This window comes from Microcoleus sp. Z1_A1 (genome assembly GCF_036700305.1).
Lineage (GTDB): Bacteria > Cyanobacteriota > Cyanobacteriia > Cyanobacteriales > Microcoleaceae > Microcoleus.
The window spans coordinates 242,085-262,396 of the sequence record NZ_JAUBOR010000003.1; the positions used below are offsets into that span (position 1 = coordinate 242,085).

Here is a 20,312-nt window from a genome sequence, read left to right on the forward strand (position 1 = left end):
AACAGATGCCTAGCTGTAACTCTTGCTGCGTAAGGTTTCAGTTTCTAAATAGGCTGGTTTTATTGTCTTTAACTACTTGAGGATTCGATCGCATGGTTTCGATTTCTACTACTCAATCCGATGTGCTACCTTTGTCTTCGCCAACCGTAACGGCTGCAACCCAAAGCAGTGCGGCGACTGCAACTGGGGTGTGCGTGACGGTTCACGGTCACTTTTACCAGCCACCCCGGGAAAACCCTTACCTGGACGCGATCGAACGCCAAGCCAGCGCCTCTCCAGCCCACGACTGGAACGAACGCATTGACATCGAGTGCTACCGCCCGAACGCCTTTGCCCGCATACTCAACGATCGGGGCGAAGTCGCGGGGATCGTCAACAACTACGAGTATATGAGCTTCAACATCGGGCCGACCCTGATGAGCTGGCTGGAACGCTACGACCCGGAAGTCTACCAGCGGATTCTGGAAGCCGATCGCAAAAGCTGTCAGCGACTCAACGGTCACGGCAACGCGATCGCCCAAGTCTACAATCACATCATCATGCCCCTCGCTAACGAGCGAGACAAATACACCCAAATTCGCTGGGGGATCGCAGATTTTCGCTCCCGGTTCGATCGCGATCCCGAAGGAATGTGGCTCGCCGAAACCGCCGTAGACTACGCCACCCTCGAAGTTTTAGTCGCTGAAGGCATCCGCTTCATTGTCTTAGCCCCCTCCCAAGCCGAACGCTGCCGCCCGCTAATCGGGCAAAACCAAGAAGGGGAACCAGCGGAAAATTCCGAATGGCACGAAGTCGGCGGGGGTCAAATCGATCCGACTCGCCCGTACCGCTGCTATTTGAAACCGGAAATGCGGTTGATGGCTGACCACCAACTCTCGCCGCTGAGCACTCACTATTTTGGGCGCGGGCACTCCCAAAATTCTGCAGCCCCAACTACCAACACTCCCTACATCGATATCTTTTTCTACGATGGCCCGATCTCGCGGGATATGGGCTTCAATGACGTTCTCAGCAGCAGCCACCACTTGGCCGGGCGCTTGGGTCAAGCAGTGCGGGGAGACCACAGACAGGCTCAATTAATCTGCGTGGCGACGGACGGCGAAACTTTCGGCCACCACAAAAACAGTACGGAAAAATGCCTCGCCTACGCCTTCACAGAAGAGTTTCCCCGCCGCGGTTGGACGGTGACGAATTTTGCTCATTATTTAAGTCAAAATCCGAGCGCTTGGGAAGTTGAACTCAAACCTGTGACGGCCTGGAGTTGCTCTCACGGGGTCGATCGCTGGCAAGATGATTGCGGCTGCGGTGGTGGCGGCGGATGGCACCTCAAATGGCGCCGCCCTCTGCGGGATACTCTCAATTGGCTGCGCGATCGACTGATTCCGATTTACGAAGAAGCAGGGCGCAAGCTGTTGTGCGATCCCTGGAAAGCCAGAGATGAATATATTGAGGTGATCCGGGATCGATCCCCCAGTAATGTTGACAGTTTCCTCCAACGCCATCAAGTGCGCCCCCTCGATGCCGGAGAACAGGTGGACGCCCTGCGACTGCTGGAAATGCAGCGCCACACCCTGTTAATGTTCACTAGCTGCGGCTGGTTTTTTGAAGAAATCTCGCGGCCAGAAGGCGTGCAAATTCTGCGCTACGCGGCCCGGGCGCTCGAATTGGCGGGGGAAGTTACCGGGGTGCAGCTAGAAAAGGATTTTGTCGATCGACTAGCCCTCGTACCCAGCAACGTTGAGTATTTCCAAACAGGGGCCGAAGTTTACCGCAAACTCGTGGTAACAGCCCAAATTAGTCTCAAACAGGTGGCCGCCCACTACGCGATCAGTTCTCTGTTTGCCAAATATCCCCGCGAACAGCGAGTTTACTGCTATCAGGCCCAGCAGGAAGATTTCCAAATTCAGCGCATGGGCTCGATGACTCTGGCTGTGGGTCAATTGCAGTTAACCTCGGAAATTACGCGGGAAACAGAGGTTTTTGTGTTTGCTGCGTTGCACCTCGGCGGCTGGGACTTCCACTGCTGCATTCAGCCTTTTGGCAGCCGCCGATCGTACACTATGCTCAAAGAGCGGCTGTTTGGAGTTATGCAAGAAGCTTCGGCAGCCCACGCGATTCTGGAAATGGTGCGGCTGTTTGGGGATCAGTCCTTTAGCTTGCGGGATTTATTCGCTGAGGAACGCCACCGGATCGTGCAGTTGCTGAGTCAGGAAAATTTGACTCGGTTGGATCAGCTTTACACTCAGGTTTACCGCGAAAATTACGGGGTGATGATGGCGTTCCACCGCGACGAGTTGCCGGTGCCGGTAGAGTTGCAGGTGGCTGCTGAGGTGGCTTTGGGACATCGCTGTTTGACGGCGGCCAAGGCCCTGGAATTGGAAACCGAGGATGTGGAACCGCTGCTGGCCGAAATTGAGGCGATCGCCACTGAAGCCGGCCATCTCCGCTGTCGGTTGAACGTTCCCGAAGTCAAGGAAATTTTGGAAAAGATGGTTTGGCGATCGCTAGACAGGCTGCTGCAAGCAGGATCGGGTGTGGAGGATCGCTCGCCTGTCCAGTTGGAAGCTGAGATCCGCACGATCGAGCGTTTGATTGCTGTGGGCGATCGGCTGAGTCTGGGTTTGTGCTTGGACAAATCGCAGGAACTGTATTTCGATTCTCTGTACAGTCAAATTGTGCCTCTGTGTTTGGGCTGGCTGCAACGGCAAGAGGCCTCGGCGGGCGAAAATGCGGTGGCTGCTGTTGCCTTGGAGATTGCGGGTTCAGGCGGCGGCTGGGAGTTGTCTTCGATCCGGCAGTTGCTGGAGTTGGGTCAAACCTTGGCTGTTGATGTTGAGTGTTGGTTAAATCAGTTAAGTTAATCGTTTCGTGATTAGCCTGCATCAATTCCCGCCCTTGAGAATCCGCCCGATCAAGCTTTAAAGGCCTATCGGGCCTACGGGTTCCACCGAGAATATATCTGTGTTGTGGCTTCCCGGGATCGCGGCGGGCGATCAAAGCACCGACAGATAACCGCCAAGTTTGTTTAAGTTTTCGCTCTACTTGTGGGAAGATAAAAAGACTGTCGCCAAAGCGTACAGGTGTTCTGCACTTGCACGCTTTGTATAGTTGGGAAGAAAGAACACTAAGTTTAAATTTATGAAAGTTGGCGATCGCGTTTGCATTAAAAACTCTGTTGTTGTCTACCACCACCCTGAAAATCGCAGTCAACCATTTGATATTAAGGGTATGGAAGGAGAAGTCGTGGCGATCGTTCACGAATGGCACGGCAGACCGGTCAGTGCTAATTGGCCGGTTCTAGTACAATTTGACAAAAAATTTCGAGCTCACTTCAAAGAGGATGAGGTCGAATTGATATCTTCGGAAGTCTAGCTGTCTCAAAAGTTGAAGCAGCCCAAAGACAAAATCAAATCCCGTCAGTCGATTTTAGATTTTAGATTTTAGATTTACTCCACAGATGAATCTGGAAGCTTGAACTAATATCTAAAATTTTGTGATCGTCGCGACTCCTGTCGGAAAGCAATTATCCGTTTTTGGGCGGGGGTCATTCGATTTTAGATTTTAGATTTTAGATTTTGGATTGACTTGCGCGAGATAAATTCGGGGGACGCAAGGATTTTAGATTTGAGATGCTTTCGATTGACTTGCGCGAGATAAATCACGTGGCGGGTACCACATGAAGAAATTCTTGGTCATATAACAGTTGTAGAGTTTGTAGTGAGGAGTTCAGTTTTTTCTGTGGCTTTTAGTCGATCGACGGGACTAAAGTCCTTACTACAAACCATTTTTTGTTTTCACTCCTTAATTTTTCGACCGTCTGCGGCTGAACCAACCTAAAATATTCCAATCTCCCTGCATTTTCTGCAATTCCTGCTGATGCTGCTTGGCTGTAGCGTAATACCACTGGCAGTGAAGTTCTAGTTCTTGACGGTACTTAATTTCGTCGTAAAACTCGCGGACAATTTGGTGTCTCTGAAAAATTTCGGCCGCGGGAGTCGGTTCTGGGGCAATGTTTTGCAACTCGTGGGGCAGCATGATTGTTTGGGGGCGACTGTGGCTAATATTGGCTGTAATGACTTTAAGCTAACACACTCAATCGATTTTAGATTTTAGATTTTAGATTTTAGATTTTAGGTTTTAGATTTTAGATTTTAGATTTTAGATTTTAGATTTTAGGTTTTAGATTTTAGATTTTAGATTTTAGATTTTAGATTTTAGATTTTAGGTTTTAGATTTTAGATTTTAGATTTTAGATTTAGAATCTTATCTGATGAAGTTTTGTAGGGGCGGGTTCGCCCAGATATTTGATAAGTATAGACAAATTATATAAACCCGCCCCGCCCCTATAATTGAGATGCAACCGGATTTGATATTAGTTTAAATTCTTCAATCTAAGGAATGAGAATTAAATAAAACCCACTTTTCATGTTTGTTGTGGGATGGGCGTCCCGCCCGTCCTTTCTGGGCGGGCGGGACGCCCATCCCACAAGAAAAAAGGGAAATTATTTAATTGACGATCCTAAAATCCCAAATCTAAAATCTAAAATTCTGTTAAAGCCATCCCCGCAGACGATAAACGATTAAGCCGATGTATTCTTTCAAAGCTTTAGTTGACTGGTTTAACTGATAGGTGTCCGGCAATAAATCCAAGGCGACTGATTGCCAATTGCTTTGGGATGCTGCGATATCCTGCTGCGTTATCTGAAAGTCTGTTGGTGCGGCAATTGCTTTTATTCCCTGACGCTGGAAAATTAAGAGCGATCGAGTCATGTGCATCGCCGATGTCACTAGCAAAACCGGCCCTTTTATGCCTTTAGCATCTAAAAGTTTCCGCACGTTGACGGCATTTTGATAAGTGTTGTGTGAATCGGGGTCTTGCAGAATTGCTGATGCCGGTACACCCATTGTTTGGGCAATTTCTGCCATGTCTGCCGATTCAGGAGGCCCGCCACCTTTCCAATCTACTCTACCGCCACTAAGAATGAGCAGAGAAGCTTTGCCTTGCTTGTAAAGTCGGGAACCATAGATTATTCGATCGCCCGCTTCCGCTAATTCTACCCAAGGACGGGGAGGTAAAGCTGCTTTGACACCACCGCCCAAGACGATAATCGCTTCAGCTTGAGGGAGTTCGGCGGTTTGTAAGTTTTGCCATTCGAGCGATCGAACTAACGATTTTGAAACCCAACCGCTACTTCCGAGAAGTAAAATAATTAGAGCCGCAGCAATTGGCGCCGCCGCCCATTTCGGACGCTTCCAAAGTGTGATTAAAGCCGCCATCATTAACAGGCAACTCAACCCCAAAGGATAAATAAACAGCGGCAAGAGTTTCGACAGAAATACAAACATTCAATGAGAAATTGGCATTGGGAATTGGGCATTGGGCATTGGGCATTAGTGACTGTTAACTGTTAACTAATGACTAATGACTAAAGCTAGCGCCGATCCTCTGGTCCAGATAACCAGCCAAAAAATGTAGCAGCATCACCCCTAGAGGTTTTGCTATATTTATGGGCGTCCGTTTGCACTACTTCTTTATTGAGGATAGCATCCGAGGTTTTGTCCTTGGAATTTATATTCGGGTTGAGTAGTAATTCGTTGTGCCACCAAGCGACAATTAAACCTGCTGCCACGCCACCGATGACACCCAAGCCGAGACTCAGGACTAGCGTACATCCTACTAAGCGAAACCCAACGGTAAACAACACAAACCATATCAGCGCGGGGCTAAAGCCCTTGGAGTCTCCGGTAAATTTTGGCATAAGCTGCAACTTTTTTTTGTAATAAAACAGAAAGATATTTACAATATTAGCAGACAAGTAAGATTGCCAAGGGCGATCGAACTGCAACTACTCCCCACAAATCAAGTTTAATTGTACCTCTAAGTCTTGTAGGGTATCTATAATGTTTACAGAAATTTGCTCTAATTCTGTAAAAGGTTCAAAAGCTGCTTGCTGCGAGTTCAATAATTCTGCCGTCGCGTCGGCAATATCGCCCCGGCGCTGTTGCAGTCGTTCTCGCAATACTTCAAGTGGTGCGGTACAGTAAATGATTTGCAAGGGTAAGCCGTGGGATTGAGCCTGATTCATCGCATCGGTTCTCCAGTTTGGGCGATCGAACTTTGCATCTAAAATCACATCCCAACCTCGGTCAGCCAAAATTATCCCCAACTTTAACAATCTACCATAAGTCTGTGCCGTCATTTCATCCGAGTACAAATCTGGCCCCCCGCGTTCATTTAAAGAAATTCCGCCTAAATGTTTGCGAACAGCATCGGATCGAATGTGAATTGCCCCAGTGCGGCGAGCCAAATATCGAGCCGCTGTACTCTTGCCAGAACCCGATAAACCCGACATCAAAGTTAACTTTCCCCGGCGCGGTTTTGTGTATTGCCAAGCCAGTTTATAGTAATGAGCTGCTGTCTGTGAAATCTCGGCTTTTTGGGCAGTTGAAATAGCAGAATCGTCCAACATTAACGAAGTTACTTTTGCTCTAACATAAGCTTGACGGCTCAAATACAGAGGTAACAGTTGCAGTCCTTCCCAATCCCCTGTTTGTTCGATGTAAGTATTCAGAAAAGCATTACCCAAGTCTCTGCGACCCCGCGATTCCAAATCCATTACTGTAAAAGCCACATCGTACATCACATCAACAAAGCGAAAAGGCTCGTTAAATTCAATGCAGTCGAATAGCAATATTTTCTCTTGCCACAATGCTATATTTCGCAAGTGCAAATCTCCGTGGCACTCGCGAATTTTATTATTGGCAATCCGCAGATTAAATAACTCTTGATTTTTCTCAAAAAACGTATCAGTATAATCTTTAGTTTCCTGATATTGTGTCTGAGTCTGCGGCCCGCCGATATATTTTTGCGAAATCAGGTAATTGTTGTTTATTGCTGTGCGAATCTGACTGACTTCGCCAAATGTGCGAATGTAGCTATTACTAATTGCCGTGCTGTGAAAATTGGCAACTTCCCGCCCTAAGTCTGCCATAAGTTGCTCGGTCAACATTCCGCGTTCCAACAAACTGAGCAACAGCGAATCTTGAGGAAACTCCCGCATTTTCAGCACATATTCTACAGCAACTTCAGCCGGAGTTAGAGCAGGTAATTTGCTGCCAAATTGAAACAAATCCCCAATTTTAACAATTGGCAAAACTTCTAGATAAATTTCCGGTGCTGTGCGTCGGTTCAGCAGCAATTCTTCGTTGCAGAAATGGTGCCGTTTTTCCAATGTTGAATAGTCCAAAAATCCAAAATTGACAGGTTTCTTGATTTTGTAAGTATAATCTCCTGTCAGCAAAACAAAGGAAGCGTGAGTCTGAATTAGCTGCACTGGTTCTGTCACCCCGTGCGGGTAAAAACCGGGATGCAACATTTGCTGAATCAGAGGTGGGAGACAAGTCATAGCGATTTTAGATTTTGGATTTTAGATTTTAGATTGGGGATTTTGGATTGTGAATTTTAGATTTTAAGTTGGGGACTTTAGATGGGGAGTGGGGATGTTGACTTTAATCCGATTTATTATAGAGTTGATAGTTAGTGTAAAAAAAAGCAGCGATGACAGAAAATAATCAAGAATCTGGTTCCGTGGATGTGTTTGGCGTGGGAAATGCCCTGGTAGACATCCTAGCATTGGTGGAAGATGAATTTGTACTCGGCCACGGGCTGAATCGCGGCGGGATGACGCTGATGAATTCGGAAACGCAGGGGGGGATTTTGCACGATTTAGAACACAATTCGCTGCAAATGCGATCGGGGGGTTCGGCGGCAAATACGATGATTGGTTTGGCTCAGAGCGGCGGTAAAGCGTATTATTCGGGGAAGGTTGCTAAGGATACTAACGGCGAATTTTACCGGCAAGATTTGCTGGCGGCGGGGATTGATTTCAACGTGCATCCTGCTGCTGAGTCGCATGAGCCTACGGGTACTTGTGTAGTGCTGACTACGCCGGATGCGGAACGCACGATGTGTACTAATTTGGGGGTTTCTACTACTCTGGCTGCGACTGATATTGATGTCGATCGACTGGCTCACTGCAAGTACAGTTATGTTGAGGGCTATCTTTGGGATGCTCCCGATCCTAGAAAGGCTAGCATTGAGACGATGGAACAGTCTAAGCGTCTGGGTGTGAAGGTGGCTTTTACTTTTTCGGATGGCTTTTTGGTCGATCGATTTGCTGATGATTTTCACAAGGTGGTTTCGGAATATTGCGATGTAATTTTTTGCAATGCTGATGAAGTTCGGAGCTTTTTTAAGGAGGAATCTCTGTCAGAGTGCGCTCGGAAAATGAGCGAGATTTCGGATTTGGCTTTTATCACGAATGGGGATAAAGGCTGCATGGTGGTGGAGAACAAACAGATTGTTGATGTGGCTGGATTTCCGGTAAAGGCGATCGATACTGTGGGTGCTGGGGATGCTTTTGCGGGGGGTGTTTTGTTTGGAATTACTAACGGTTTGAGTTCTGTACAAGCGGCGCGCTGGGGCAATTATTTGGCTTCTAGGGTGGTGCAGATTCATGGGCCTCGGCTTGAGGGTTCTCAGGCTCATCTTTTGAGTGAGGTGATTTCTGGCTAGGAATTGAAATGGGCGATCGCACTTTTTGTGTTAAGGGCGATCGCACTTTTTTTAACCACAGACGAGCGCTGGTTTTTGTCAATTTTGCAGAATGTATTGACTGATAATATTTTTGAGTTCTTGAGGAGCTTCTTTGGCAATCGCCGCTCCTAAATCTGGACGCACAACCCACCACCAAACCAGTTGTTCTAAACGATCGGGAGGATTTTCATTAGGACACAATTCGATCGTACTTTCATTGACACCAATAATGTTAGCACAAAGGTCATTCGCAATGGTAACGCGATCGTCTAGATTTTCAAACTGTACGATGTCTTGCCAGCTAATTTCATTGGGAATAGAATTGAGGATTGATTGGATATCTAGAGTCAGCATTAAACTGTTCCTCCGAAAGCTATAATAACTCTAATGCCAAAGTCTTGTTGTTCTGCAAAAGATTGAGTGCCCAGCCACCCTCTCACGGTTAGAGTATTCGTACCTGTTAATTCTGGTTGGACGGAGTTGTAGAAATTGGTAATTTCCTGATGAATTGACCCAGTACCGTGTTCTAGCCGGACGAGATTGCCTGTATTGTGTATTGTTTCTGCCCCGAATCTCTGTAAATTTGATGTTGTTTGCCCAACTATATGATGCCACGCTAACCCCGCTCCTGCCACCCCGATCGTTCTTTTAAATTCACCAAAGGTTTGAAAGCCTTGTCCGGGTGTTATGGGTGAGATGACTGTCCTTGATGCTAGTTCTCTAGCTAGTCGTCTCGCTATTTCTCGTCGAGTTTCGTCTGTCATTTATGCGAGTTAGCTTTCACTACTTTAATTTAATTTTACGATCGTTTATCACGCTTAAATCCCGATCGGCATATTCCGAAAAGTCACCCAACTCGTGTACTTCACCTTTGGCTGCTTGCGCGAGGCCGCACTTAACGGCGGCTAATACTTGGGGGTTTTGCCACAACCACTGTTCGCGATCGGGTATGTTGGTTATTGGGTCTAATAAAATTTGTCCGGCTTCGTTGACAAGAACGCGATACTCTGTTGACTTGGGTTCGAGGTTTAAACTTAGGTGTCCTTGGGTATCTGTGCTGATTAAGTTTTTCAGAATCGAAAACATATCTTTCACCTATTATAAAGTTAGGTAAAACTCTCAAGGGTAGAGTTTTACTCAATTCTAACAAATTAGATGTTGTTTGTCTATTCTGATTTTAAGGGCGATCGCACTTTTTGTCGTAAGGGCGATCGCACTTCATCATATTGCTGTGACGAAACTATTGGGCGACTTTCCTAAAGCGTTATCCTATCTGAGTGATTGGGTCGTTCAGGGGTATAGTAAATAAGGCATTTTTCACAATGTCTGGCTGCGTGTTGATGACGACACCAAAGATGTTTGTATAGACACCTATAATTTCGTTGTTTTCTGTGTACTGAATAATCGTGTCTGCAATACCATCTTGATTGACATCAGTAGGAGTGAAGGTGAGAATATCTATAGGTACGCCTCCATTGATGCCAATTAGATCGCCTTCACTCGCATTAAAGTCAAGTAACCAATCAGCAGTAGCAGCATTGGTTTCTTCTATACCTGTATCTGTTCTCAGGATAAAAACATCTGTCCCATTGCCACCAGTTAGCCGATCAGTTCCTTTTTCACCGATTAAAATATCGTCTCCATTATCGCCAAAAATTTCATCATTGCCTTGTCCACCCCGCACTAAATCATTGCCAGGGCCTCCTGAAACAAAATCATCACCTTCATTGCCGTTGATAATGTCGTTGCCATCGTCACCTAAAATGCGATCGCTTCCTTTTCCGCCTCGCAGGTAATCATTGCCGATAGCACCCTCGATAGTATCAGCACCTCTGGCTGCGAATACTACATCAGTTACGGGCGATCCTAAGATTTTCTCATTGTTATTAGAACCTAGCACACCCCCCGGATTTTCAGCCATTATTGCTTGAGTAATCTGAAATGTAGTTCCCGTATCTGTTGGAGGATTGACTTGGCTGGCACTTCTTATTGCTCTTGGAGCACCTATTAGAACATCTACTACAGCCCCTGCCAATGGGTAAACTATATCTCTCAAAATTCCATTTGTTGCATCAGCAATTGTGTTTCTAAAGCCCTTAACAGCCTCTTTAATATCATTGCTAAATAGACGTAGCGTCTCTTGATCTTGAGTAAAAATAGTCACTGGTACGATTTTACCAAATAAATCAGCGGTAGCTGTGCTATTCTCCGGTGAATCAAACTGTCCTACAGGTTCTCCATTTGAAGCAAAACCATATAGATCGAGGGTATATTCAGCACCCGCCACTTTAATTCTCTCTTCGGATAAACCTGCACCTGAAAAAGTTAGGCGATCTGCATCCAGAACCGCATCACCAGTTGTGTTATTTGTTGCTTGATTGTTAATTGCAAAATTAAACGTCTGGGGACTATTTTCGGGTTGGGTTATCGAAAGATTAATATTGAGAGTTGTATCTATTAATCTGGGTGAATCTTCGGCGTTTACTCCATTCCGATAAGTCAATTTCCCAAGATTAAAAAGAATGTCTGTTCCTGTACTAAAAGGTTTACCGTCAAACTGGACAAAACTTACAAATTCCGGTGTTCCTAAACTGAACTTATTGCTACTGCCTCCAAAAGTGCCAGTCGTTGAGCCTGTGAAAGGTGGGTTGGTAGTATCAAAGTTTATACTACCTTTTTCTGAAGAACGCAATCGATTCAAATCGAATGTCGAGCCATCTTTTTGAGAGAAAGATGCTCCATTCCTTAATTCAGTATCTATTTTATGAGCGTAACCATGACTATCATTAAGAGGAATCTTTCCACCTGGTTGAATGAGTTCATTCTTGTTGAGATAAATGTCCTTTGTACCTATGGTATCTTGGTATCCTAATTTACTTGTATGAATCGCAATTACTTGTTTAGCATCAGTGGGGTCTAGGCGATCGCTTGGAGGAACTGGTTCTTCAACCACATCAGTTCCCGAGCCTATCGGTCTAGCCCTGATTCCAAAACCCGGCCCAGCAGCGTCTAAAGCAGTGATGAGATTTATCTGATTACCTGTTAGTTCTCGATACTTAGCGCCAGCAGAACCAGCGATATGACCCCCTAAACTGTGACCAATTAGTTCGGTTTTGTTAGGATTAACACCAACATTTTTCAGATACTCACCGAGCTTTTGACCTGCTTCTTTTGTATTTGCAGCAGCTTGTGAGTAATCAGTTTTAGCACCACTTTCCCAATCCATCGCGACAATATTTGCATTAGGATCGAGTTCTCGGATAGCCTGAGCTTTTTCTGCTACCCAGTCAGCAGGCGTAAAATTATTTCCTGCGTTACCACCTGTATTATTCCATCCATGAGCGATTACATAAGTATTCTGGTTTGGGTCAATGGATTGTGACTGGAAACCGTTATTCCCCCATGTATTAAAGTTAATCTCTCCAAAACTAGCCTGTACCATGATTCAAACTCCTTGTGAATGTCAATATTGAACTAAGCTTTTGAAAAAATTAATAACTAAATTGGATCGGTCTTTCACTCATCCCTTACAGGGGAAAAAGTATAAATAACAACTTTTTACCCAAGAATTTAAAAACCGATACCTAACCGCAAGGCAAATGCTTACTTACCTTGGCTTCACCCCGATCTGTAGCCGCCAGCCAAGCTCATCCTATGACAATAATCCATAATCTCTACGCTGTGTCGGCTCAAAGGCTCAGCATTTGGCTCAACAAAAAAGGCTCATTTAGCTCATTTGGATCATTTGGCTCATTTTTTGGCTCTCCGATGTGAGCTATAATCGAATTAGGGTAAAGTTGTGGTATCGGAGTAACAATGGCAGGTTTGCTCAGAGCATCCGAAGAAGGATTGAAAATTATTGATATGGTGCGACGCAATCTCGGATGGAATAAAACTGAGGATGCCTGGTGTGTTGCCGCTTTAGTTTCAACAGCTACCTTAAAGCGGTTTTGGGCGAAAATAGAAATTAGACGAGAGAACTTTATCAATATTTGCAAAGCGGTAGAAATACACAACTGGGAATACATTGCTGAAGGCTACAAAAATATCAAAACAGAACCACTCTTTGTCGCCCCGATCGCAGATATCCCCCAAGACAGTGAAAACGATCGCACTTTCCCCCTCCCAGAAAACTTACCCCCCGTCAGAAATTGGGTACAGCGCACAAAAGAACTCGATATCTTAAAAACCCTAATTGTTGAACCCCACACTGTAGGGGCGGTGCCCCCGTGCCCGCCCCTGCCCCCGTGCCCGCCCTGGGCTGGGGGGGTTCCCATCGCCATCTCAATTGTCGGATTACCGGGAATCGGAAAAACCAGCCTCGTCAGCCAACTAATTCGCCAACTCCACACAGAAAAAACCCCCTTCACCTGCGCCGCTTGGCAATCCTTGCAATCCGCAACAGGCAAAGCACCCCCCTTCGATCGCACAATTGACTCCCTGCTATTCACCCTCTCCAACGGCGACATTACCGCAGCCGTCAATCCTCAAAATGACTGCGGCAAAAAAACCGAAAATCTGCTCAAAATCCTCAGAGAAAAACCTTGCTTGCTCATTTTCGATCGCGCCGACACACTTTTGAAAACAGGAGATGCCAAAGCCGCTGGTTATTTCGCCGAAGATTGTGCAGAATATGCTTGGTTATTCAAACAACTATTAGAAACAGAACATCAAAGCAAAATTATTTTCACCAGTCGCGAAAGCTTAGCCGAATTGCCGTCAACAGTCACCCGCGAAATCCAGCTAAACGGATTGGATCGAGATGCGGCAGTTGCCCTATTGCAATCTTTTAATCTGACTGCAAATCCAGAGGAATTCGCCGAAATGTGCGATCGCTATTCTGGACATCCCAAAGCCTTACAACTCGTCGCAGCCTTGATTCGAGATGATACCGAGTTTCAGGGAAATGTCGGGATTTTTCTGCACCAGAGAGACTGGTTGCTGATTCGAGATATTGAAAGTGTGATCGATGAAATGATAGCGCGTCTGGGCGACGGCTAGCAAACTTGTCTCAGCCGAATTTCTGTCTATCAAACCTCAGAATATCCGCTATCTTTTGCCGGAATTAGCGCTCAAATGCCAGAAGTTAGCAAGTATGAGCTTAAAGAAAATATTATTCAGGCACTCAAACGCAGACAATTGCTATATTACGATCGCCACCTCAAATCCTATCACTTGCATCCCCTAGTCCGAGAAAAGGGCGAGTACCTGCTAAATCAAAACCCTGAAAATCTCCGTACCGCCCACAGCCAAGCCTATAGTTATTATATCAGCATTCCCCTCAAACCAAAATCGGAATGGCAAGAAATCGAGGATATTAAGCCCCTAATCAGAGCGCACTATCATGCTTCTCAAGCACAAGATTTAGATGCAGCAAATGCGATCATTTCTGAAGTCTATGAGTATTTGCGGCAGTGGAATTGTGCTGAGTTAGTATGTGCAAATCTACCGTTGCCATTGTTAACGGAAGTAAAAAACATAACTTTGTAGGGGCGGGTTCACCAATAATAATTGCCCATAATCTACAATCTCATAAACCCGCCCTCGCTGGCGACAATTCCCATGCTACCTGAGATGTTGCACCTGCAGTCAATAAGTTTTTGGGTGGGTTGGGGCGGGTTTATTTAACCTGTCTGCAACTTTTAAAGCTATTGGTGAACCCGCCCCTACTTCACACGAATGGTGCAACATCTCAGATGGTACCGGACATAATATAACCTCTACATTTTGGCTGGTGAAACTATCGAAATAGAGATTTATCCTAACGGGCCATGGAGATACTCTGATGAACCGACCTAATTTTCAAACTATGAGCAGAAAAGAATTGCGAGCTTACGTACTTGCTCATCGAGAAGATAATGAGGCTTTCTATGCTTTTGTCGATCGGCTGCATGAATCTGTAGCCGTAACAGAGGCAGCAGTTGTTAAATGGTTGCATTTGCAGCACCCGCATCAAACTATTAATAAACTTCCCGAAAGCTACTCTAGCTTGACTTTGACAGATTTAGATGGAAATCAAACAGAAGTTAAAATTCAAACGATGGGCAGAGAACTGCCCACCAATAAGCCATTTATAGAGCTTTTAATTAACGACACGATTGCCGAGAGACACAAAGAAATTAGAAAACTTATCACAGTTTGTGTAAGTAAAAATGAATCAAAGTCCCAACAGCTAGAAACAGAACTGACAGAAGCAAATTTTTCCATCCACGTCCAATCTTCGCTGGTAGTTGGCTATATTAAAACCGGAGGAACATTTCAGAGCCTGTAGGGCGCGCCAATTGCGGGAAAAGGTACGCTACAGCAGTTAAAATACTATTATCAGCGCAATTGGTTCATACCCATGCCCATTTATCACTTCAACCGCCTAACCGCCAAATTTTTTAGCAAGCTGCCGCTGCGAACGGTTCTGATTGTTCCGTTTGTTTTGCAAACGGTAAGTGTAGTTGGGCTAGTGGGCTTTCTTTCTTTCAAAAGTGGTCAGGAATCAATCGAGGATGTAGCACATCAGTTAATCGAACAAGTAGGAGAACGTACCCGCGATCGCCTTACGGATAATAATGGGCCCTCGGCAATCAATACCTTTTTGGCTAGGCTGCAATTCTCGGCGTCAGGACAAACTTTTATTATGGATCGATCGGGCAATCTGATTGCCACATCCACACTAGAAACACCCTTGGTGACGCCAACAACAAAAAAGCAACCGACGCCATTGCTAGCCACCAACAGCAAGGATGCCCGCACGCGAGATATTGCTCGACAACTCGCCAACCGATTTGGCAACTTCCGCACGCTGCAAACAACTCAGAAATTGACCCTGGCGAGTAAGGGCGATAGGCAGTTTGTCCGCGTTACTCCCTATCGAGATTTCCGTGGTTTGGATTGGTTGATTGTGGTGGTGGTGCCAGAGTCTGATTTCATGGCTCGCATTCAAGCAAATACGCGCCATACATTGTGGTTATTGATCGGTACACTGCCACTGGCGATCGCGATCGGATTTTTGACTTCCCGTTGGGTAACAAAGCCAATTATGCGTTTGAATACCGCCGCCAAAAATGTTGCCACAGGAAAATGGGATCAACCTTTAGAAATTACACGCTTGGATGAAGTCGGATATCTCGCCAATTCCTTCAATTTTATGGCAGCGCAACTGCAACAGGCTTTTACAGACCAAAATTTTTTAAATGAAGCTTTAGCGCAAAGAGAGAGCCAACTCAAGCAATTTATCGAAGCCATACCTGCGGGAGTATCTATCCACGATGCTTCGGGTAAAGTCGTGTACTTCAACCAAACTGCCAAGCATTGGCTCGGCGTAGAAACTATTCCCGATGCAACTTTAGAAAAAGCAGTAGAAGTTTATCAAATCTACCGCCAAAACCAGCCGTATCCAACGGAAGAACTGCCCGCATTCCGAGCACTGCGCGGTGAAACAGTATTCGTTGAAGATGTAGAACTTCATCGAGATGGGCAATTTATTCCTTTTGAGGTGCGCGCCACACCAATTTTTGACGAAGGCGGAAATATTGTTTATGCCATCAATGCTTTTTATAACATCGCACAGCGCAAACAATCTGAAAAAATATTAACTGACTACAATCACACTTTAGCCGCCGAAGTTGCCGAACGTACCGCTGCTTTAGGTCGTGCTAACGAACTATTACAATATGAAATTGCTGAGCGCAAATTGCTCGAACAAAAACTTTCCACTTCTACTGAGCAAATTGTGAAAATATTTGAGTCGATTACAGATATTGTATTAATTTTTGAGATTCAAGAAGAAACCATCCAAATTATACCAACTAAGGGAATTTTTCAATACAACTATAATACGAATCAGATCGACTCCATCATCGAACATTTTTTTAATGAGGCAAGGAAGGAGATTTATTTTGCTCAAGTTCGACAGGCATTGGAAACCCAACAAACTATAAGTTTTGATTACAGTCTGCCGATTAATAACCAAGAAGTTTGGTTTGCTGCTAAAATTTCGCCGCTTTCCGATAGCTCTGCGGTTTGGGTAGCGCGCGACATTAGCGATCGCCAGTTAGCCGAATCCCGACTGCTGGAAGCCCAAAAAATTGCCCGTATTGGCAGTTGGGAATACGATATTGCCACAGCAACAACTACTTGGAGTGAAGAACTCTATCGCATTTATGAGCTCGATTCTACTCAAAAACCGCTGCCAAACGAACAATTAATCGAGCGTTTTCATCCAGAAGATCGATCGCGCTATCTGACAATGGTGCGCGATCAAGCGATGAAGGGACAAAGCTTTGAAATCGATCTGCGGCTAATCCGAAGAGATGGCTCGCTCACTTACATTGAAGTCCGAGGGAAACCTGTTTATGATGAAAAACGGCAGTTGCTCCGTTTGTTCGGCACTGTCTTGGATATTAGCGATCGCAAACAAGCCGAGTCAGCTTTGCGAGAAAGCGCCCAGGGAGAACAAGCCATCGCCCGCAGCATCGATCGCATCCGTCAATCCTTAGATATTGACACAATATTCAAAACCACAACCTCTGAACTGCGACAAACCCTAAAATGCGATCGTGTCGGTATCTATCGCTTTAATCCTGATTGGAGTGGCGAATTTGTTGCCGAGTCAATGGCTCCAGGCTGGATATCTCTGATGCAAAAACCCGACGATGGTAATGTGCCAAACACTCTCGTCGAACACTCTCGCTGTACCGTGAAAACTATGCAAGCCTCCAGTGAACCAGTGCTGGATACCTATCTACAAAGAAATCAAGGTGGTATGTATGCTAGAGGCGTTCCTTACCGCATAATTGAAGACATATACAGCGCTGGGTTGAGTCCTTGTTACCTAGAACTTTTAAAACAATTTCAAGCTAGAGCCTACGTTATTTTCCCCATATTTTGTGGCAGTCAACTTTGGGGTTTGCTCGCCAGCTATCAAAATTCTGCACCCCGCACTTGGCGCGAAGCAGAAATCAATATAGCGCTGCAAATTAGCACTCAACTAGGCGTCGCCTTACAACAAGCTCAATTGCTCGAAGCCACTCAACAGCAAGCAGTACAGCTTCAACAAGCCGCCTGGGCCGCAGAAGCCGCCAACCTTGCCAAAAGCACTTTTCTGGCAAATATGAGCCACGAACTCCGCACCCCGCTAAACGCAATTCTGGGATTCTCGCAATTGATGCAGCGCTCTACCAACCTCACTCGCGAACAACAGGAAAATATCCGCATTATCAACCGCAGCGGAGAACACTTGCTAGCTCTGATCAATCAAATATTAGATTTAGCCAAAATAGAGGCGGGACGGATTACAATCAATCCAACAGACTTTCAATTAAGCAGCCTGTTGAACGATCTGGAAGAGATGTTTAAACTCCAGGCAAGGGAGCAACAATTGCAGTTAATCATTGACTGCTCTAGCGAAATTCCCGAATACGTGCAAACAGATCAAATGAAATTGCGTCAAGTTTTAATTAATCTGCTTTCTAACGCCATTAAATTTACCATACAAGGAGTAATTAGGTTAAGAGTAAGTGCATTTATAGACAGTGAAAATCAGCAATTACCCATCAGTAATTACAAATTACATTTTGAAATAGAAGACACGGGCTCCGGCATAGCTGCTGATGAGTTAGATAAGCTCTTTCAACCCTTTGTGCAAACCAAAACAGGAACCAAATCTCAGCAAGGAACAGGCTTGGGGCTGGCTATCAGCCAACAGTTTATCAAGCTGATGGGCGGCGTGATTACTGTACGCAGTGAAGTTGGACGCGGCACCACCTTCGCGTTTGATATCCCCGTCAGCGCCGTTGATGCGCCGGCGACTCAACCCGTACACGAACCGCGTCGGGTGATAGCCCTGGAACGCAACCAGCCACGCTATCGTATTTTGATTGTGGACGATCGATCAGACAACCGCCAACTGCTGATCGAACTCCTCGCTGGCTTTAACTTTGAACTCGAAGAAGCCAGCAATGGCATGGAAGCTATTGAAATGTGGTCGAGTTTTGAGCCACACTTAATTTTTATGGATATGTGGATGCCCGTGATGGATGGACATGAAGCTACCAAACGCATTAAAGCCACCGTTAAAGGTCAAGCTACGGCAATTATTGCCGTGAGTGCCGGTAACGCCGAGGAAGCGCAAACGGTTACTGTATCAGATGATTGCGATGACTTTATCCACAAACCCTTCGGAGATACAGAAATTTTTGCCACCCTGCACAAACATCTGGGAGTGCGTTACATTTACGATGAACCGGAGAGTGTTCCCGAGTCAAATCAAATCGAGGCTCCGACCCCAGAGACTCTGGCAGCTTTACCCGCAGATTGGCTGGCAGCTTTAGAGAAAGCCACAATTGAGTGCGATTTAGAGTTAATTCTGATCCAAATTGAGCAAATTCGCGATCGTAATGACGCTTTAGCTAGCGCCCTAGCCACATTGGCTAACGAGTTTCAGTTCAATCAAATACTAGCTCTCATCCATCCCGAAACGAAAGAGAATTGATATTATACCCGGTTCGTAGTGAGTACGATCGTCCTTATAAAACCCCATCGGGCGATCGTACTCACTACAAACCTATAAAGGTTATTTTACCGAACTAGATATGAATTACGAACCAACTCCCGTCTTAAAAGGGAATATTTTAATTGTTGATGATATTCCGGCTAATTTGCAACTTTTAGCTCAAATACTCTCGCAGCAAGGGTACAAAACACGCACCGCACCCGACGGCAAACTAGCGCTGCGGTCGATCGAATTAACTCCTCCTGACTTGATTTTGCTCGACATCATGATGCCCGGTATGGACGGCTACCAAGTCTGCCAAGCATTGAAAGCTTCTCCCACAACCAAGGACATTCCAGTTATTTTTATCAGTGCTTTGAATGAAGTATTAGATAAAGTCAAAGCCTTTGAAGTTGGCGGTATAGATTATATCACAAAACCGTTTCACGAACAAGAAGTTCTCGCCCGCGTCTCAAATCAACTCGTGCAGCGCCAGTTGTTCCAGCAAACACAATCCTACGCCCAGCAACTCGAACAAACCGTAACTGAACTAAAGAAAACTCAAGCTCAGTTAATACAGAAGGAAAAAATGGCTTCTTTAGGTCAGCTAGCGGCAGGAATTGCTCACGAAATCAACAATCCCGTCAGCTTTATCTACGGCAATATTTCTCTAGCGGCGGAGTATGCGCGAGATTTGCTTCGCCTCGTCGAATTGTACCGACATTACTACCCCCACCCCGTTGCAGAAATTATCGGCGAATTGGATGAGATTCAACCCGAATTCATCGCAGAGGATTATCCAAAACTGCTGAATTCGATGACAGAGGGTGCTTCTCGGATTAGCGAAATTGTGATGTCTTTGCGGAAATTCACCCGCCTTGGCGAACAAAAGTACAAGCCAGTGGATATTCATGAAAGCATAGACAATACTTTAGTTATTTTGCAACATCGACTAAAGGGAACACACAAAGCTGGTGAGATAGAGGTCATTAAAGACTACAGCCAACTGCCAAGAGTCACCTGTTACGCCAGTGAGTTAAATCAGGTGTTCATGAACCTGCTAAGTAATGCTATTGATGCCCTGGAAAATCAATCGTCTCCCCGAAAAATTACCATCAGCACTTCAGTAGGTTTTGAGTCAGAAGCTGCGCTGCACCCCACATTCCGCAGATGTCGGTCGGATTTCTTTATCAGTTGTGAAAACTTGGAAGCCAAACGCTTTTAGGCTGAAAT

At 45.6% G+C, this 20,312-nt stretch carries 16 protein-coding genes and 1 pseudogene; 9 read left to right on the forward strand and 8 right to left on the reverse strand.

Features of this window, described 5'->3' with window-relative positions; genetic code table 11:
- Window positions 1-92: 92 nt before the first annotated feature.
- Complete coding sequence (locus QT973_RS03460) at window positions 93-2,861, forward strand: DUF3536 domain-containing protein (RefSeq protein ID WP_333211315.1); 2,769 nt, start codon at window positions 93-95, stop codon at window positions 2,859-2,861.
- A gap of 277 nt (window positions 2,862-3,138) precedes the next feature.
- Window positions 3,139-3,372, forward strand: a complete 234-nt coding sequence (locus QT973_RS03465; RefSeq protein WP_333057518.1) for a ferredoxin-thioredoxin reductase variable chain — start codon at window positions 3,139-3,141, stop codon at window positions 3,370-3,372.
- Between the two features lie 429 nt (window positions 3,373-3,801).
- Here the strand turns inward: QT973_RS03465 and QT973_RS03470 are convergent, their stop codons facing one another.
- The 4 genes from QT973_RS03470 to QT973_RS03485 form a co-directional block, all read right to left on the reverse strand.
- Window positions 3,802-4,035, reverse strand: a complete 234-nt coding sequence (locus QT973_RS03470; RefSeq protein ID WP_333035767.1) for a hypothetical protein — start codon at window positions 4,033-4,035, stop codon at window positions 3,802-3,804.
- Between the two features lie 516 nt (window positions 4,036-4,551).
- Window positions 4,552-5,346 (reverse strand): YdcF family protein, encoded by a 795-nt coding sequence (locus QT973_RS03475; RefSeq protein WP_333315272.1) that lies wholly within the window; start codon window positions 5,344-5,346, stop codon window positions 4,552-4,554.
- Window positions 5,347-5,432: 86 nt separating this feature from the next.
- Window positions 5,433-5,759 (reverse strand): hypothetical protein, encoded by a 327-nt coding sequence (locus QT973_RS03480; RefSeq protein WP_333057513.1) that lies wholly within the window; start codon window positions 5,757-5,759, stop codon window positions 5,433-5,435.
- Between the two features lie 87 nt (window positions 5,760-5,846).
- Window positions 5,847-7,406, reverse strand: coding sequence for an AAA family ATPase (locus tag QT973_RS03485; RefSeq protein WP_333057511.1), 1,560 nt, complete (start codon window positions 7,404-7,406; stop codon window positions 5,847-5,849).
- A gap of 152 nt (window positions 7,407-7,558) precedes the next feature.
- Here QT973_RS03485 and QT973_RS03490 point away from each other — a divergent pair, with 152 nt between their 5' ends.
- A complete protein-coding gene (locus QT973_RS03490) occupies window positions 7,559-8,575 on the forward strand; it encodes an adenosine kinase (protein ID WP_333233924.1) in 1,017 nt (338 codons plus the stop codon).
- A gap of 78 nt (window positions 8,576-8,653) precedes the next feature.
- Here QT973_RS03490 and QT973_RS03495 read toward each other — a convergent pair whose 3' ends face one another.
- The 4 genes from QT973_RS03495 to QT973_RS03510 form a co-directional block, all read right to left on the reverse strand.
- Complete coding sequence (locus QT973_RS03495; RefSeq protein WP_333260296.1) at window positions 8,654-8,950, reverse strand: hypothetical protein; 297 nt, start codon at window positions 8,948-8,950, stop codon at window positions 8,654-8,656.
- Window positions 8,950-9,360 carry a hypothetical protein gene (locus QT973_RS03500; protein ID WP_333390617.1) on the reverse strand — a complete coding sequence of 137 codons (411 nt, stop codon included), beginning with the start codon at window positions 9,358-9,360 and terminating at the stop codon, window positions 8,950-8,952. Before QT973_RS03500 ends, QT973_RS03495 begins: the two co-directional genes overlap by 1 nt.
- 19 nt (window positions 9,361-9,379) lie before the next feature.
- Complete coding sequence (locus QT973_RS03505) at window positions 9,380-9,682, reverse strand: hypothetical protein (RefSeq protein ID WP_333390620.1); 303 nt, start codon at window positions 9,680-9,682, stop codon at window positions 9,380-9,382.
- A gap of 178 nt (window positions 9,683-9,860) precedes the next feature.
- A complete protein-coding gene (locus tag QT973_RS03510; RefSeq protein ID WP_333233927.1) occupies window positions 9,861-12,038 on the reverse strand; it encodes a choice-of-anchor K domain-containing protein in 2,178 nt (725 codons plus the stop codon).
- A gap of 374 nt (window positions 12,039-12,412) precedes the next feature.
- Between QT973_RS03510 and QT973_RS03515 the strand changes: the two genes are divergently transcribed.
- The 6 genes and pseudogenes from QT973_RS03515 (at window position 12,413) to QT973_RS03535 (ending at window position 20,304) form a co-directional block, all read left to right on the forward strand.
- Window positions 12,413-13,597 (forward strand): NACHT domain-containing protein, encoded by a 1,185-nt coding sequence (locus tag QT973_RS03515; RefSeq protein ID WP_333390624.1) that lies wholly within the window; start codon window positions 12,413-12,415, stop codon window positions 13,595-13,597.
- 75 nt (window positions 13,598-13,672) lie between these two features.
- Window positions 13,673-14,086 carry a hypothetical protein gene (locus QT973_RS03520; protein WP_333208192.1) on the forward strand — a complete coding sequence of 138 codons (414 nt, stop codon included), beginning with the start codon at window positions 13,673-13,675 and terminating at the stop codon, window positions 14,084-14,086.
- Window positions 14,087-14,314: 228 nt separating this feature from the next.
- Window positions 14,315-14,395, forward strand: a pseudogene (locus QT973_RS27000) (DUF6888 family protein); the annotation flags it as partial.
- Window positions 14,382-14,867, forward strand: coding sequence for a DUF6887 family protein (locus QT973_RS03525; RefSeq protein WP_333057501.1), 486 nt, complete (start codon window positions 14,382-14,384; stop codon window positions 14,865-14,867). The pseudogene QT973_RS27000 and the gene QT973_RS03525, both read left to right, overlap by 14 nt.
- Before the next feature lie 72 nt (window positions 14,868-14,939).
- Window positions 14,940-19,079: an ATP-binding protein gene (locus QT973_RS03530; RefSeq protein ID WP_333390627.1), complete on the forward strand. Its 4,140-nt coding sequence runs from the start codon at window positions 14,940-14,942 to the stop codon at window positions 19,077-19,079.
- Between the two features lie 100 nt (window positions 19,080-19,179).
- On the forward strand, window positions 19,180-20,304 hold the full coding sequence (locus tag QT973_RS03535; protein WP_333390630.1) for a response regulator: 1,125 nt from the start codon (window positions 19,180-19,182) through the stop codon (window positions 20,302-20,304).
- Window positions 20,305-20,312: the final 8 nt, after the last annotated feature.

Excerpts from the sequence above, each read along its gene's own strand:
- QT973_RS03485 (WP_333057511.1), bottom strand. The coding sequence starts at position 7,406 with ATGACTTGTCTCCCACCTCTGATTCAGCAAATGTTGCATCCCGGTTTT.
- QT973_RS03530 (WP_333390627.1), top strand. The coding sequence starts at position 14,940 with ATGCCCATTTATCACTTCAACCGCCTAACCGCCAAATTTTTTAGCAAG.
- QT973_RS03495 (WP_333260296.1), bottom strand. The coding sequence starts at position 8,950 with ATGCTGACTCTAGATATCCAATCAATCCTCAATTCTATTCCCAATGAA.
- QT973_RS03475 (WP_333315272.1), bottom strand. The coding sequence starts at position 5,346 with ATGTTTGTATTTCTGTCGAAACTCTTGCCGCTGTTTATTTATCCTTTG.
- QT973_RS03500 (WP_333390617.1), bottom strand. The coding sequence starts at position 9,360 with ATGACAGACGAAACTCGACGAGAAATAGCGAGACGACTAGCTAGAGAA.
- QT973_RS03465 (WP_333057518.1), top strand. The coding sequence starts at position 3,139 with ATGAAAGTTGGCGATCGCGTTTGCATTAAAAACTCTGTTGTTGTCTAC.
- QT973_RS03460 (WP_333211315.1), top strand. The coding sequence starts at position 93 with ATGGTTTCGATTTCTACTACTCAATCCGATGTGCTACCTTTGTCTTCG.
- QT973_RS03470 (WP_333035767.1), bottom strand. The coding sequence starts at position 4,035 with ATGCTGCCCCACGAGTTGCAAAACATTGCCCCAGAACCGACTCCCGCG.
- QT973_RS03480 (WP_333057513.1), bottom strand. The coding sequence starts at position 5,759 with ATGCCAAAATTTACCGGAGACTCCAAGGGCTTTAGCCCCGCGCTGATA.
- QT973_RS03490 (WP_333233924.1), top strand. The coding sequence starts at position 7,559 with ATGACAGAAAATAATCAAGAATCTGGTTCCGTGGATGTGTTTGGCGTG.
- QT973_RS03535 (WP_333390630.1), top strand. The coding sequence starts at position 19,180 with ATGAATTACGAACCAACTCCCGTCTTAAAAGGGAATATTTTAATTGTT.
- QT973_RS03505 (WP_333390620.1), bottom strand. The coding sequence starts at position 9,682 with ATGTTTTCGATTCTGAAAAACTTAATCAGCACAGATACCCAAGGACAC.
- QT973_RS03520 (WP_333208192.1), top strand. The coding sequence starts at position 13,673 with ATGCCAGAAGTTAGCAAGTATGAGCTTAAAGAAAATATTATTCAGGCA.
- QT973_RS03515 (WP_333390624.1), top strand. The coding sequence starts at position 12,413 with ATGGCAGGTTTGCTCAGAGCATCCGAAGAAGGATTGAAAATTATTGAT.
- QT973_RS03525 (WP_333057501.1), top strand. The coding sequence starts at position 14,382 with ATGAACCGACCTAATTTTCAAACTATGAGCAGAAAAGAATTGCGAGCT.
- QT973_RS03510 (WP_333233927.1), bottom strand. The coding sequence starts at position 12,038 with ATGGTACAGGCTAGTTTTGGAGAGATTAACTTTAATACATGGGGGAAT.